At 34.4% G+C, this 16,083-nt stretch carries 11 protein-coding genes; 9 read left to right on the plus strand and 2 right to left on the minus strand.

What is annotated here, in order from left to right:
- Positions 1–222 precede the first annotated feature (222 nt).
- From ITB9_RS11625 to argH, 9 genes are all read left to right on the plus strand, one after another.
- Positions 223–849, plus strand: coding sequence for a GNAT family N-acetyltransferase (locus ITB9_RS11625; RefSeq protein ID WP_054852366.1), 627 nt, complete (start codon positions 223–225; stop codon positions 847–849).
- On the plus strand, positions 839–2,023 hold the full coding sequence (locus ITB9_RS11630; RefSeq protein ID WP_054852367.1) for an argininosuccinate synthase: 1,185 nt from the start codon (positions 839–841) through the stop codon (positions 2,021–2,023). Before ITB9_RS11625 ends, ITB9_RS11630 begins: the two co-directional genes overlap by 11 nt.
- A gap of 3 nt (positions 2,024–2,026) precedes the next feature.
- Complete coding sequence (gene argC, locus ITB9_RS11635) at positions 2,027–3,004, plus strand: N-acetyl-gamma-glutamyl-phosphate reductase (RefSeq protein ID WP_054852368.1); 978 nt, start codon at positions 2,027–2,029, stop codon at positions 3,002–3,004.
- A gap of 160 nt (positions 3,005–3,164) precedes the next feature.
- Entirely contained in the window at positions 3,165–3,965 is an 801-nt protein-coding gene (gene proC / locus ITB9_RS11640; RefSeq protein WP_054852369.1) for a pyrroline-5-carboxylate reductase, read from the plus strand.
- Positions 3,962–5,092, plus strand: a complete 1,131-nt coding sequence (locus ITB9_RS11645; protein ID WP_054852370.1) for an aspartate aminotransferase family protein — start codon at positions 3,962–3,964, stop codon at positions 5,090–5,092. The genes proC and ITB9_RS11645 overlap by 4 nt, the downstream gene beginning before the upstream one ends.
- 87 nt (positions 5,093–5,179) lie before the next feature.
- On the plus strand, positions 5,180–6,115 hold the full coding sequence (locus tag ITB9_RS11650; protein WP_054852371.1) for an N-acetylornithine carbamoyltransferase: 936 nt from the start codon (positions 5,180–5,182) through the stop codon (positions 6,113–6,115).
- 166 nt (positions 6,116–6,281) lie between these two features.
- On the plus strand, positions 6,282–7,058 hold the full coding sequence (gene argB, locus ITB9_RS11655; RefSeq protein WP_187294271.1) for an acetylglutamate kinase: 777 nt from the start codon (positions 6,282–6,284) through the stop codon (positions 7,056–7,058).
- A complete protein-coding gene (locus ITB9_RS11660) occupies positions 7,055–8,116 on the plus strand; it encodes a M20 family metallo-hydrolase (protein ID WP_054852372.1) in 1,062 nt (353 codons plus the stop codon). Before argB ends, ITB9_RS11660 begins: the two co-directional genes overlap by 4 nt.
- Before the next feature lie 101 nt (positions 8,117–8,217).
- Positions 8,218–9,492: an argininosuccinate lyase gene (gene argH / locus ITB9_RS11665; protein ID WP_054852422.1), complete on the plus strand. Its 1,275-nt coding sequence runs from the start codon at positions 8,218–8,220 to the stop codon at positions 9,490–9,492.
- Positions 9,493–9,683: 191 nt separating this feature from the next.
- Here argH and ITB9_RS11670 read toward each other — a convergent pair whose 3' ends face one another.
- The gene (locus ITB9_RS11670) at positions 9,684–11,150 is read right to left on the minus strand and encodes a glutamate synthase subunit beta (RefSeq protein ID WP_054852373.1); all 1,467 of its coding nucleotides are present in this window, start codon (positions 11,148–11,150) and stop codon (positions 9,684–9,686) included.
- Between the two features lie 3 nt (positions 11,151–11,153).
- The gene (gene gltB, locus ITB9_RS11675) at positions 11,154–15,650 is read right to left on the minus strand and encodes a glutamate synthase large subunit (protein WP_054852374.1); all 4,497 of its coding nucleotides are present in this window, start codon (positions 15,648–15,650) and stop codon (positions 11,154–11,156) included.
- Between the last annotated feature and the right edge of the window lie 433 nt (positions 15,651–16,083).

Genomic DNA, 16,083 nt, shown 5'->3' on the forward strand with positions numbered 1-16,083 from the left:
CAGACAGTGAACAATTCAACACAAATATTTCCTTTTTTAAATACAGTTATTAGAAATAATAACAGGATTGTTGTGCGTCCAATTTTACGTCGACGCCCTTAAGGGTGTGCTTCTATTTATAGAACTTAGGTGAGTCCGGTTCTCCATTCAAAACAAAATTCCTGCATAGACAGGAATCTCAAAATCAAAATATTACTTTTTTAATTATTAAAACCAATTACAATGGAAATTGTTATTGCTAATAAATCGCATAGTGTTTACGCAGATATTATTTGCCAAACCATTGCAGATGCTGCTCAAGTTAGAGGCACTGGTATTGCAAAACGTAAACCGGAATATATCATTACCAAAATGGAAAACGGTAATGCTGTTATCGCTTTAGAAGGCGATAAGTTTGCAGGATTTTGCTATATCGAACAATGGAGCCATGGTAAATTTGTGGCTAATTCAGGGTTAATTGTACATCCGGATTTTAGAAATATTGGCTTAGCTAAACAAATCAAACAGAAAATATTCGAGCATTCTAGAACCAAATTTCCGGATGCTAAAGTATTTAGTATCACCACAGGTTTAGCAGTTATGAAAATGAATAGCGATTTAGGCTATAAACCAGTGACGTTTTCAGAATTGACCACAGATCAAAGTTTCTGGAATGGTTGTCAAACATGTAAAAACTTTGATGTTTTAACAAGAACAGAACAGAAAATGTGTTTATGTACAGGCATGCTGTACGATCCTTCAAAAGAAGTAAAACAAACTCACCAACACAAATACGATAAAAAAGTGTGGACCAGATTAAAAAATATCAAGCAAACCATGTTTTTAAAAAAAGATAAAAATGAAAAATAAAGGCAAATTAGTAATAGCATATAGTGGTGGATTAGATACTTCCTATTGCGCAGTAAGTCTATCAAAGGAATACGATGTGCACGCAGTAAGTGTTAATACAGGAGGATTTACCAAAGAAGAGATTAATCAGATAGAAAGTAAGGCCTATAAAATGGGAGTATCAACCTATAAAAATATTGACGCAATTGCTTCGTATTACGATAAAGTGATCAAGTATTTAATCTTCGGAAATGTGCTGAAAAACAACACCTATCCATTATCAGTAAGTGCTGAACGTATTATACAAGCTATCGAAATTATTGAATATGCTAAAAGTATTGATGCCGAATATATCGCACACGGAAGCACAGGAGCTGGAAACGATCAAGTCCGTTTTGATATGATTTTTCAAACCTTAGCACCACATATTAAAATTATTACACCAATTAGAGATGGAAGTTTAAGCAGACAACAAGAAATTGATTACTTAAAAGCAAACGGTATCGAAGCGTCTTGGGAAAAGGCAAAATATTCTGTTAATAAAGGACTTTGGGGAACTAGTGTTGGTGGAGAAGAAACATTAACATCAGAAAAACCATTACCAGAAAGTGCTTATCCATCACAATTAAAACATGCCGAAGAAGAGAAAGTAACATTAACCTTTTTAAAAGGTGAATTGGTTGCTATTAACGGAATTGAAAACGCATCAGAAGTAAATATTGAAGTACTAAACAACCTTGCGTCTGCCTACGCAATTGGTAGAGATATTCACGTAGGTGATACCATTGTTGGTATAAAAGGTCGTGTTGGTTTTGAAGCTGCTGCAGCTTTAATCACTATAAAAGCACACCATTTGTTAGAGAAACACACCTTAACGAAATGGCAATTGCAACATAAAGATTATTTATCAAGTTTCTACGGAATGCATCTGCATGATGGTCAATATTTAGATCCTGTTATGCGTGACATGGAAGCTTTTTTACAAAGCAGTCAAGACAAAGTCTCAGGAGATGTTTTTGTAACGCTAAAACCATATCATTTCAATTTAGATGGTATTACATCTAAGCATGATTTAATGAATGCGAAATTCGGAAGTTATGGTGAAGAAAATAAAGGTTGGACTGCAGATGAAGCTAAAGGGTTTATCAAAATTGTAGGGAATCAGAACAAAATCTATCAACAAGTAAACTCATAAGCTATGATAGAAATAGGAATCATTGGTGGAGCTGGTTATACAGCTGGAGAACTTATTAGATTGTTGTTAAATCATCCAAAAGCAAACATCAATTTTATTTACAGTACCTCTAATGCTGGAAATAAGATATATAAAGTACATCAAGATTTAATTGGTAGTACAGATTTGGTATTTTCAAGTGAAATTAACTCAAAAGTGGACGTGTTGTTTTTGTGTTTAGGTCACGGAAATTCTAAAGCATTTTTAGAGAACAATTCATTTTCTGCTGAAACTAAAATCATTGATTTAAGTAATGATTTTAGGTTAACTAAAGACGCCATTTTTGAAGGTAAAACGTTTGTTTACGGTTTACCCGAATTAAATAAAGAAGCGATTAAAAGCGCTAATTATGTTGCAAATCCAGGGTGTTTTGCCTCAGCAATTCAGTTAGCATTATTGCCTTTAGCTAAAGCTGAATTTTTACAAAACGATTTGCATATTAATGCAGTTACAGGTGCAACTGGAGCAGGAACATCATTATCTGCAACCACACATTTTACTTGGCGAGATAATAACTTTTCGCATTATAAGGCTTTTACACATCAACATTTAGGAGAGATTAATCAATCGGTGAAACTGTTGCAATCTAACTTTAATTCGGAGATTAATTTCGTGCCAAATCGAGGCGATTTTTCTAGAGGGATTTTTGCAACCATGTACACTAAGTTTAAAGGAAGCTTGGAAGACGCAAAAGCAATGTACAGCGATTTTTATAAAGATGCTGCGTTTACTGTAGTTTCAGAAGATGAAATTCATTTAAAACAAGTAGTAAATACCAATAAGTGTATTCTTCATTTACATAAGCATGAAGACAAATTATTGGTCACAAGCATTATTGATAATTTGTTAAAAGGCGCTTCAGGACAAGCCATTCAAAACATGAATTTAATGTTTGGTTTTGATGAAACAGAAGGTTTAAAATTGAAAGCAACTTATTTTTAAAAGTACTGCAGCTGCGTTAGCGGTTGAAGTGGCATCCTTTTTTGACGTCAGTTCGAGTGGATTTGTGAAGCATGAGCAAATTTGTATCGAGAACAAGGCAAAAAAGATATAACGGAAAGCGCGACCCTTGTGGTAACGCCTAAACAAAAAAAACAAACAAATGAAAATAGCAATTATAGGAACAGGAAACTTAGGAAAGTCCATCGCAAAAGGTTTGATTACCAACAATGCGATTACTAGTTTGTATTTAACCAAACGAAATTTGGATGAGATTCAAGAATTTGATGGTTATAAAAATGTGCATTTAACAACGGATAATACTGAAGCTGTAAGGCAATCTGATATCATCATTTTTGCAGTGCAACCAGCTCATTTTGAGCAAATATTAAATGACATTAAGCCGGAATTAACAGAGAAACACGTGTTGATTTCGACTATTACAGGTTTTCTAATTCCTAAGATTGAAGCGCAAGTTGGTGCGGATAAATTTATCATTCGTGCGATGCCAAATACCGCGATTGCAGTTGGGAAATCGATGACGTGTTTGTGTAGTAATGTGCAAGGATCAAAACGCATTAAAATTGCTGAAGCTATTTTTAACCGTTTAGGACATTCGTTGAGTATTCCGGAAAGTCAAATGCAAGCTGCTACTGTGGTTTGTGCAAGTGGTGTTGCGTTTTGGATGCGTTTAATTAGAGCAACAACACAGGCTGCTATTCAGTTAGGGTTTGATGCTAAAGAAGCGCAAGAACTAGCGATGTATACCAGCGAAGGTGCGGCGAGTTTATTGATTACCAACGGGAATCATCCGGAAGAGGAAATAGATCGTGTAACGACGCCAAAAGGGTGTACGATTGAAGGTTTGAATGAGATGGAACACAAAGGATTGAGTTCGTCTTTAATACAAGGTATGATTGCCTCGTTTAACAAGATTAGTAACATTAAAGAAGAGCAGATATGAGTTTATTTAACGTGTATCCTTTGTTTGATATCACACCTGTAAAGGGTGTAGATGTTTTTGTTTACGATGAAAACAACACCAAATATTTAGATTTATATGGTGGACATGCGGTGATTTCTATTGGGCATTCGCATCCAAAATATGTGGCTGCCATTTCTGATCAAGTAGCCAAATTAGGATTTTATAGTAACTCGATTCAGAATCCTTTACAAGTCGCTTTGGCTAAAAAATTAATCGCTTTTTCAGGCTGCAAAGATTATGCATTGTTTTTATGTAATTCTGGAGCAGAAGCCAATGAAAATGCTTTAAAACTGGCGTCATTCCACAACGGAAAGAAAAAAGTTGTTGCTTTTAAAAATGGCTTTCATGGTCGTACATCAGCAGCTGTTGCAGCAACCGATAATGCGAAGATTATAGCATCAATTAATGCACAGCAAGAGGTTGAGATTCTGGCATTAGGTGACTTAGAAGGTGTCGAAAAAGCACTAGCTAAAAACGATGTTTGTGCAGTAATTATTGAGTGTATTCAAGGTGTTGGAGGATTAGACGAAAGTACTGGGGCATTCTACGAAGGTTTGGATGCATTATGCAAAAAATACAATACGTGTTTTATTGCAGATGAGGTGCAATCTGGTTTTGGTAGAACTGGCGATTTCTTCGCGTTTCAGAAATATAATGTAACTCCAGATATTATATCGATTGCCAAAGGCATGGGGAATGGTTTTCCGATTGGTGGGATTTTAATTCACCCAAATATTAAAGCCTCTTTTGGTTTATTAGGAACCACTTTTGGTGGGAATCACTTAGCGTGTGTTGCATCTTCGACTGTATTAGAAGTTATTGAAGAAGAGGATTTGATGCAAAATACTAAAGACATCTCAGCTTATTTTCTGGAGCAAGCAAAAGAAATTTCGGCAATTAAAAACATAAAAGGACGTGGATTAATGTTAGGGTTGGAGTTTGATTTCCCGATTGCTGAACTACGTAAAAAGCTAATTTTTGAACATAAGATATTTACTGGAAGTGCGAAGAATCCTAATTTATTACGAATTCTTCCGCCTTTAACCATCAAAAAAGAACATGTCGATTTGTTTTTTAAGGCTTTAAAAAGTGAGTTACAAGGCTAGCTTGAGTAACGTCATTCTGAACTAGTTTCAGAATCACATAATAATGAGAAGCTGAACTAAATTCAGTAAGATTAAAGTAATAAATAGATGAAAAAGTATACCAAAATAAAAGACATATCAAATCTTCAAGAAACCATAAAGGACGCGATTTTATTAAAAAATAATCCTTTTAAATTCCAAGATTTAGGAAAACATAAAACATTAGTGATGCTGTTTTTTAATTCCAGTTTACGAACGCGATTAAGCACGGAGAAAGCTGCAAAAAACTTAGGAATGGATGTGATGATTTTAAACGTAAATGACGCTTGGAATCTAGAGTTTGAAGATGGTACAATCATGAATGCAAACACGTCAGAACATATTAAAGAAGCAGCACAAGTGATTTCGCAATATGGAGATGTAATTGCTGTAAGAGCATTCCCAAGTTTAACGGATAAGAAAAAAGATGAAAGTGAGTTTGTGATTAACAGCTTTATAAAATATGCAACGGTTCCAATTGTAAATATGGAAAGTGCTACAGCACACCCTTTACAAGCATTAGCAGATGCGATTACTATTACTGAATTATCAAAAAAAGCAAAACCAAAAGTAGTCTTGTCTTGGGCGCCACACCCTAAAGCATTGCCACAGGCAGTTGCTAATTCGTTTATAGAAATGATGCAAAACTTGGATGTCAATTTAACCATTACACATCCTGAAGGTTATGAGTTAAGCGAAGCAATCACAAAAAACACACCAATAAATCACAATCAAGAAGAGGCTTTAAAAGATGCCGATTTTGTCTATGTGAAAAACTGGAGTAATTATAAAGATTACGGAAAAGTACTTAGTCAAGACGAAAATTGGATGATGACAAAAGCGAAGTTGGGTAATGCAAAATTTATGCATTGCTTGCCTGTAAGACGTAATGTGGTTGTTGAAGATGCGGTTTTAGATAGTGAACAGTCTGTTGTAATTAAACAAGCTATTAATAGGACTTTTGCTGCGCAAATTGTCTTGAAGCAAATTTTTGGGAAATTGTAATGTTACGTCATGCTGAGTTTATTTCAGTATCACACAATTAGTAAATAATGAGAAGCTGAAACAAGTTCAGCTTGACGATTGAGCTTTTAAAGTAAGCAATAAGTTAATGTTAATCCGTCACGTCATACTGAATTCATTTCAGTATCACATCAAAAGAAGAATAAGCATGAAAACACTAAAAATCATAAAAATTGGAGGAAACATCATCGATGATGATAACGCTTTACAGCAATTCCTAAAAGCATTCGCGACTATAGATTCTCCTAAAATCCTAGTGCATGGTGGTGGTAAATTAGCAACTAAATTAGCACGACAAATGCAAGTTGAGGTTAAAATGATTGACGGAAGACGAGTAACCGATCAAGTCACTTTAGATATTATCACCATGGTGTATGCTGGAAAAATCAATAAAACTATAGTCGCACAATTACAAGCTAACAGTTGTAATGCTATTGGTTTTTCAGGAGCAGATGGCAATACGATAGTTTCAGATTTAAGACCATCTAAACCTATCGATTATGGATTTGCTGGAGACGTCAAAAAGGTAAATACAGAAACCTTAGAAATTCTTTTGAATAATACAATTACACCTGTGTTTTGCGCGATTACTCATGATAAAAACGGGCAATTATTAAATACCAATGCAGATACGATTGCTTCGGAATTAGCAATAGGTTTCGCAACAAAATATAAAACTGAATTATATTATTGCTTCGAAAAAAAGGGTGTTTTAGAAGATGTAAATAATGACGATTCTGTTATCCAAAACATCAATACTAAAACCTACCAACCGTTAATTAAAAACGGTATTATTTATGAAGGCATGCTGCCAAAATTAAACAACTGTTTTCATGCTGTAAATAATCAAGTTCAAAAAGTTTGTATTGGTAAATCAGAAATGCTTTTCGATAAAAATAATAAACACACAACCATTTCAAAATGATAGAAAAACTAACAACAAGAGCAATTGCTTTATTAAAACAATTGATAGAAACGCAGTCTTTTTCTTCAGAAGAAGGCCCTACAGCAGCACATATTGAGCAATGGTTTGTGCAACAGGATATTCCTTTTAAAAGAACAAAACATAATGTTTGGGCAACCAATAAACATTTTGACGATAGCAAACCAACGTTGTTATTAAACTCGCATCACGATACTGTAAAACCAAATAATGGCTACACCAAAGATCCTTTTAAAGCCATTGTTGAAAACGGAAAATTATATGGTTTAGGTAGTAATGATGCTGGAGGTTGTTTGGTGAGTTTGTTAGCAACGTTTGCTTATTTCTATAGCAGAGAAAATCTAAATTTTAATCTGGTTATTGTCGCTTCCGCAGAAGAAGAAAGCAGTGGAGACAATGGGTTAAATAGTATGTTGTCGGTTATTCCAAAAGTGGATGTCGCTATTGTTGGAGAGCCAACTTTAATGAATTTGGCTGTTGCCGAAAAAGGCTTAGTCGTGTTTGATGCAATCGTAAAAGGAACGCCAAGTCATGCTGCGCATCCAAATCACGATAACGCCATTTATAAAACAATTCCAGTTTTAGAATGGTTTAAAAATTACACGTTCGATAAAACTTCGGAAGCTTTGGGAGATGTAAAGATGACTGTTACGCAAATAAATGCAGGAAAGCAGCATAATGCGGTTCCTGCAGATGTGAAACTAGTGGTTGATGTTCGTGTAAACGATAAATATTCTAACCAAGACATTGTCGATATTTTACAGAAAGAAGCACCTTGTGATAGTATTATTCCGCGTAGTATAAAATTAAATTCATCGTCCATTCCAATCGATCATCCATTGGTAATTGCGGGAATAGAAATTGGTAGAAGCACTTATGGTTCGCCAACTTTATCCGATCAGGCAGTATTAAGTTGTCCGTCTTTAAAGTTAGGACCAGGAGATAGCACGCGTTCCCATTCTGCAGATGAATTTATTTATGTAAATGAAATTGAAGAAGGTATTAGAATTTATATAGAATTATTAGAAAAAGTACTTTAAAAAAAAGTGAAACGTCATTGCGAACATAGTGAAGCAATCTCATGTTTAAGGAACAGATTGCTTCGTCATTCTTCCTCGCAATGACAATAAAAAATAAAATCATGAAACTCTGGGACAAAGGAATTAGTATCGATAAAAAAATAGAACAATTTACTGTTGGAAACGATAGACAGATTGACTTACATATTGCAAAGTATGATGTGCAAGCATCGTTAGCACATGCTATTATGTTAGCGTCTATTAGAATTATTTCTTCGGAAGAATTAGAACAATTAAAAAACGGATTGCAAGCCATTGCTGAAACCATTGAAAACGGAACGTTTGTTATTGAGGATTCCTTTGAAGATGTACATTCTAAAATTGAATACGAACTAACAAAAACCTTAGGGGACGTTGGAAAAAAAATCCACACAGCACGTTCTAGAAACGATCAGGTTTTAGTTGCACTTCAGTTATACTATAAAGAGAGTTTAAAAGAAATTAACGAAAAAACGAATACTTTTTTTGAAACACTTTTAGGTTTGGCGGAAACGCATAAAGAAGCTTTACTTCCTGGTTATACACATTTACAAGTAGCAATGCCATCTTCTTTTGGATTATGGTTTTCTGCCTATGCTGAGGTTTTAATTGATGATGTGTACTTGTTAAATGCAGCCTTGAAAAGCGTAGATCAAAATCCATTAGGTTCTGCAGCAGGTTACGGAAGCTCGTTTCCTATTGATAGAGAGTTAACTACTAAAGAATTAAAGTTTTCTACTTTAAAATATAACGTCGTTGCTGCACAAATGAGCAGAGGAAAAAGCGAGCGTACTATTGCTTTAGCTTTAGGGAGTGTGTGTAATACCTTAGCGCGTTTTGCAATGGATATTTGTGTGTATAATAGTCAGAATTTTGGCTTTATTGCCTTTCCAGACGAGTTAACGACAGGAAGTAGCATTATGCCACATAAAAAGAATCCGGATGTTTTTGAATTGATTAGAGGTAAAGCAAATAAAATTCAAGCATTGCATCATGAAATGGTATTAATCACTAATAATTTGCCAAGTGGATACCATAGAGATTTTCAGTTGTTAAAAGAAAATATAATTGCAGCAATTGAAGATGTAAAAGATTTGTTAGATATTTTTAATTATGCTATTCAGCAAGTCATTGTAAAAGAAATAGACTTAAACGATGCTAAGTACCAATATCTTTTTACAGTAGATAATATTAATACGTTGGTAGTAGAAGGCATGCCATTTAGAGAAGCATATCAGAAAATTGGAGGCGAAGTGGAAAGTGGAACTTATGTGCCTGATACCTCTAAAAAACACACGCATGTTGGTAGTATTGGTAATTTGTGTTTAGATGGGATTAGAGGCAAGTATCCTGAGTAGTGTTAATTGCGTCATTGCGAGGAACGAAGCAATCTCTCTAATTTTTGTAAAATTTTAGTTTTAAAGAGTTTTATTGCTTCAGTTAAGCAGATTACTTCGTCGTACCTCCTCGCAATGACGAGCTGCACGTCATTGCGAGAAACGAAGCAATCTTTCTAATTGAGTCAAAGTATTAATCGTCTTTCCATGTATTAAACTCGAGGCAAATCGCTATCATCCTTTAAAGGTAAACAGGACTCTCCCATCAAATACGTGTCTATATGATACGCTGCTTGTCTTCCTTCAGAAATTGCCCAAACAATTAAAGATTGTCCACGACGCATATCTCCAGCAGCAAAAACACCAGGAATGTTCGTTTTGTAATCTTTGGTAGAGGCTTCAATATTGGTTCTAAAATCCATGTTTAATGCAAATTGTTCTGCTAGCGTTTTTTCAGCTCCTGTAAAACCAAGTGCTAATAATGCTAAATTACATTTCCATTCTTTTTCAGTACCTTCCACTTCTTTAAGTTGCGGTCTTTCACCTGGAGTGAAAATCCATTCGACTTCAACGGTTTTTAATCCTGTTAAATTGCCTTCTTTGTCTCCTAAAAATTCTTTAGTAGAAATGCTAAAAAAACGTTCTACACCTTCTTGGTGTGATGAGGTTGTTTTTAACTTCATTGGCCAATACGGCCAAGGTTGATGTGCTGGACGACCTTCAGTAGGTTTACTTAATATTTCAAAATTTGTAACCGAAGTTGCTCCATGACGATTAGAGGTTCCAATACAATCACTTCCTGTGTCTCCACCACCAATTACAATGACGTCTTTTCCTTCTGCAGAAATAATGTCTTTGAATTCTACTAAACCATCTACATATTGATTGTTTAACTTTAAGAAATCCATTGCTTGCGTGACACCTTTCAAATCAGCTCCAGGAATTGGGATACTTCTTCTTACCGTTGCTCCACCACATAAAACTACTGCGTCAAAATCGTCTTTAAGTTGATTAGCATCTACATTAACACCAACATGTGCATTGGTTTTAAAGGTGATTCCTTCCTCTTCTAAAACAGCAACACGTCTATCTATTACGTTTTTTTCCATCTTAAAATCTGGAATACCATAACGTAATAAGCCACCAACTTTTTCGTCACGTTCAAATACAGTTACATTGTGTCCTGCGCGATTTAATTGTTGTGCAGCAGCTAAACCAGCAGGCCCAGAACCTATAACAGCAACCGTTTTATCTGTTCTTAATTTTGGTGGTTGTGCTGTAATCCATCCTTCGTTAAAGGCGGTTTCAACTATGTTTTTCTCAATATTCTCAATAGTTACAGGATCTTCGTTAATACCTAAAACGCAAGCTTCTTCGCAAGGTGCTGGGCATAATCTTCCTGTAAACTCTGGAAAGTTATTTGTTTTATGTAAAATTTCGGCAGCTTCTTTCCATTTTCCCTTGTAGACTTTGTCATTAAAATCTGGAATTAAATTACCTAGTGGACAACCGCTATGGCAAAATGGAATACCGCAATCCATGCAACGTGCGCCTTGATTTTTCATGTGGTCTTCTGGTAACGGAATCGTAAATTCTTTGTAATTCTCTATGCGTTTTTCTGGCGCTATATAACTTTCGTTTTGGCGCTTAAACTCTAAAAATCCTGTTATCTTTCCCATAATTTACGCTAATTCTAATTCTTCTTGTTCTAATCTTAATAAGGCTTGTCTGTATTCCTCTGGTAATACTTTCTTGAATTTTGGAAGGTAGTTTTTCCAATCATCTAAAATACGTCTTGCTAAAGGGCTTCCAGTTGCAAGGAAATGATTTTCAATAAGCTGCTCTAGTTGTAGTTGGTCTTCAACATTTTCAACAGGATCGATATTTAAATCGTCTGAATTACAGTTTTTCTTAAACGTTCCGTCTTCGTCTAAAACATAAGCAACACCACCACTCATTCCTGCTCCGAAGTTTCTACCTACAGCGCCAAGAATTACTGCAACACCACCTGTCATGTATTCACAACCATGATCTCCAATACCTTCTACAACTGCTTTTGCACCAGAGTTTCTAACGCAAAAACGTTCTCCAGCTTTTCCGTTAATATATACTTCACCAGATGTTGCTCCATAAAGCGTTACGTTTCCAGTAATGATATTATCTTCTGGAACAATGGTACATTTTTCTGGAACTTTAATAATTAATTTTCCTCCAGATAAACCTTTTCCTAAGTAGTCATTAGTATTTCCGTGAACTGTGAATTTTAACCCTTTGGTGGCAAATGCTCCAAAACTTTGCCCAGCAGAACCACTAAATTTAATGTCAATTGTATCTTCTGGTAAGCCATCCGCACCATAAATTTTTGAGATTTCATTACTAATAATAGCTCCAACTGCTCTATCAATGTTTGTTATGGGTAATTCAAAATGTGTTTTTTGTCTTCTAAATAAAGCTTGGTGTGCTTGTTTGATAATTTTAAAATCTAAATGCGCATTTAAATTGTGATCTTGACAGTAAGTGTTAAATAACTGTACCTCTTCATCAACTTTTACTTTGTGAAGAATTGGTGTTAAATCAATTCCTGAAGATTTATAATGATCTATCGCTTTATTTCTATTTAGTTTTTGAGATTGACCAACCATTTCATTTATAGTTCTAAACCCTAATTTAGCCATGATTTCACGTAATTCTTGTGCTACAAAATACATGTAGTTTACTACGTGTTCTGGTTTGCCTTTAAACTTTTTACGTAGTTCTGGGTTTTGAGTTGCAATTCCAACAGGACAGGTGTTTAAGTGGCAAACACGCATCATGATACAACCAGATGCTACTAAAGGCGCAGTAGCAAAACCAAATTCTTCAGCTCCTAATAAGCATGCGATAGCTACATCACGTCCTGTTTTTAGTTGTCCGTCACATTCTAAAACCACACGATTTCTAAGATCGTTCATTACTAAGGTTTGCTGTGCTTCTGCAATACCAAGTTCCCAAGGTAAACCTGCGTGACGTAACGATGTTAAAGGAGAAGCACCAGTACCACCATCAAAACCAGACACTAAAACAACATCTGCTTTAGCTTTAGCAACTCCTGCAGCTACAGTACCAACACCAACTTCAGATACTAGTTTGACGTTAATTCTAGCTTCGCGATTAGCGCATTTTACATCGTAGATTAATTGCGATAAATCTTCAATAGAATAAATGTCATGATGTGGTGGTGGTGAAATTAATCCTACATAAGGAGTAGAGTTTCTTGTTTTTGCAATTTCACGATTTACTTTTGGTCCAGGTAATTGACCACCTTCGCCAGGTTTTGCACCTTGTGCTATTTTAATTTGAATTTCATTGGCACTAGTTAAATAATTTGAAGTCACACCAAAACGACCAGAAGCCACTTGTTTTATTGCTGAGTTTTTCCAATCACCTTGCGAGGTTTTGTAGAAACGTTCTTGATCTTCTCCGCCTTCACCAGAATTAGATTTCCCTCCAATTCTATTCATGGCAACCGCTAAATTTTCATGCGCTTCTTTACTAATAGAGCCATAAGACATAGCTCCAGTTTTAAAACGCTTTACAATTTCTGTCCAAGGTTCTACTTCTTCTAAAGGAATTGGGTCAAATTGATCAAATTCAAACAAGCCTCTAATAGTCATTAAACTTTTTGATTGGTTGTTTATTAATTCTGAATATTCTTTAAAAGTAGAGGCTTTATTGGTTCTTACCGATTCTTGAAGTTTGGCAACGGTTAATGGGTTAAACATGTGTTTTTCTTGTCCACGTCTCCATCTGTAATCTCCACCAGCTTCAATATTAGGTTCTATATTTTTATGGAATGCTTTTTTATGACGTTTTACAATTTCTTGTTCAATTTCTTTTAAACCAATACCTTGAATACGAGTGGTTGTATTTGGGAAATATTTTTCGACTGTAGACGATTTAATTCCGATACATTCAAATAGTTGAGATCCTCTGTAAGAGTTTAAGGTAGAAATCCCAATTTTGTTCATAACCTTTAAGATACCTTTTCCAACTGCTTTGTTATAGTTTTTAATTGCTGTTAAATATTCTAAGTCTGTAACATCTTGATTTTCTATCTGTTTTTGAACAATTTCATTAACAATATAAGGGTTAACAGCACTTGCTCCATAACCAAATAGTAAGGCAAAATGATGTACTTCACGAGGTTCTGCAGACTCAATAATTAAGCTAATTTTTGAGCGTTTTTTTAATTTATGAAGCGCATGATTCACATAAGAACAAGCTAATAACGCAGGAATTGGTGCATGATTTTCGTCTACAAATCTATCAGAAAGAATAATAATATTTGCTCCATTATCAATTGCTTTTGATGCTTTGTTTACTAAGTTTTCAAGTGCAACTTCTAATTCGTTTAACCCTTTATTTACTTCATATAGCATAGAAATAGATTCAACCTTAAAGTTAGGATTGGTATCGTAATCTCTAATTTTATCTAAATCGTGTTTTGAAATTACTGGATTTTGGATTTTTAACTTTTTACAGTGATCTGCGTTGATATCAAAAATATTAACATCGCTTCCTAGGGTTAAACTGATGTCCGTAATTAACTCTTCACGAATACCATCTAAAGGTGGATTGGTAACTTGTGCGAAAATTTGTTTAAAATAGTTGTAAATTAACTGTGGTTTTTCGGATAGGATAGCAATAGGTGTATCACTTCCCATAGATCCTATTGGCTCTTTTGCTAATTGCGCCATAGGACGAATAATAGTGTTGAAATCCTCTTGTGTATATCCGAAAATAACTTCACGTTTTTTAAGGTCGATTTCATCATATTTAATAGGTCCTTGTTTGGCTTCAATATCTTTTAAATGAATTAGGTTTTCGTTTAACCATTTTCTGTAAGGGTGTTTTGCAGCAATTTCTTCTTTTATTTCTTCATCGTTAACAATTCGACCTTCATTCATGTTTACTAAAAACATTTTTCCTGGTTCTAAACGACCATGATATTCTACGTTTTCAGGTTTGATATCTACAACACCAGTTTCTGAAGACATAATAACATTACCTAATTTAGTCACTGTGTAACGTGAAGGACGTAAACCATTTCTGTCTAAAACAGCACCAATAAAATTACCATCTGTAAAAGGTATGGAAGCTGGTCCATCCCAAGGTTCCATTAGACAAGAATTATATTCGTAAAATGCTTTTTTAGCGTCAGACATGTTTGGGTTTTTTTCCCATGCTTCTGGTACTAACATCATCATTGCTTCAGGTAGCGAACGACCAGTCATTAATAACAGCTCAACAACCATATCTAAGGTTGCAGAATCTGATTTTCCTTTTAATACTGTTGGTATTATCCTTTTGATGTCGTCACCAAATAATGGGCTTTCCATGATTTCTTCACGAGAAAACATTCTAGAAACGTTACCTCTAACAGTGTTTATTTCTCCATTATGACAAATGTATCTAAACGGTTGTGCTAAATCCCAAGTTGGAAATGTATTAGTTGAAAAACGTTGGTGTACTAATGCTAAACGTGTATCTAAAGCCGAATTGAATAAATCCAGATAATACTCATTAATATGCTCAGGCATTAATAAGCCTTTAAAAATGATAATTTTTGTGGATAAACTAGGTAGATAGAAATATTTACATTCCGATAGTTTAGAGTCGTATATTGTGTGTTCTGCAATTTTACGTGCAGCATATAGTTTTATATTAAAATCTCTTTCGGTTTGTTCATTGTTAGCTTTACCTATAAATATTTGCTTAACAAAAGGTTCGGTTTCTTTGGCTACTTTTCCTAAAACTTTACTGTTAACAGGTACGTCTCTCCATCCAATTAAATTTAGTCCTTGATTTTGGATTTCTTTCTCAAAAATATCTATACAAAATTGACGTTGATTTTCCTTTCTTGGAAGAAAAACATTACTCACTGCGTAGTCTCCAGATTCCGGTAGTTCAAATTCGCAAAAAATCTTGAAAAATTTATGCGGAATATCAATTAATATACCTGCTCCATCACCTGTAACACCATCAGAGCTTACAGCGCCACGATGCTCTAATTTTACTAGTATTTCAAGTGCTTTATGGATGATGTCATTAGATCGTTTTCCGGTTAGACTACATATAAATCCTGCACCACAATTGTCGTGTTCGAATTCTGGTAAATAAAGTCCTTGTTTTTTAAGCATAATAAGTGAAATTTTCAAGGCTTTTTGTGCCTTATTTTTTACCTAAGATACACGCTATCAGTCAAATTTGAAAAAAGAGAAAACACTTTTAGGATATTCTGATTTTGTTGCACATATATTAATGTATATAAAATTTAATTACTTTTTTTTGAGAATTACATAATATAAATAATTGTATTTTTTTTAACTAATTTATCACTAAATCGATTGAGTTAATATTAAAAAATTGAATTAATTTATTTAAAAGCTTCTTTTTTGAATAAATGTGAATACTGTTTTTTGTTGATTTAACAAAAAACAACTATATTTTTTATTTCACCCTTCTTAAAACAGGGTTCGGTTTAGCAAAATCATAAAAATTTATTAGTTACCCCTATTTTTTTAGGGGTTAATATTATTTTAATATAGTTTTGAAATGTATACTAACTAAAAA

This window comes from Olleya sp. ITB9, from assembly GCF_001315805.1.
Taxonomy (GTDB): Bacteria; Bacteroidota; Bacteroidia; order Flavobacteriales; family Flavobacteriaceae; genus Olleya; species Olleya sediminilitoris.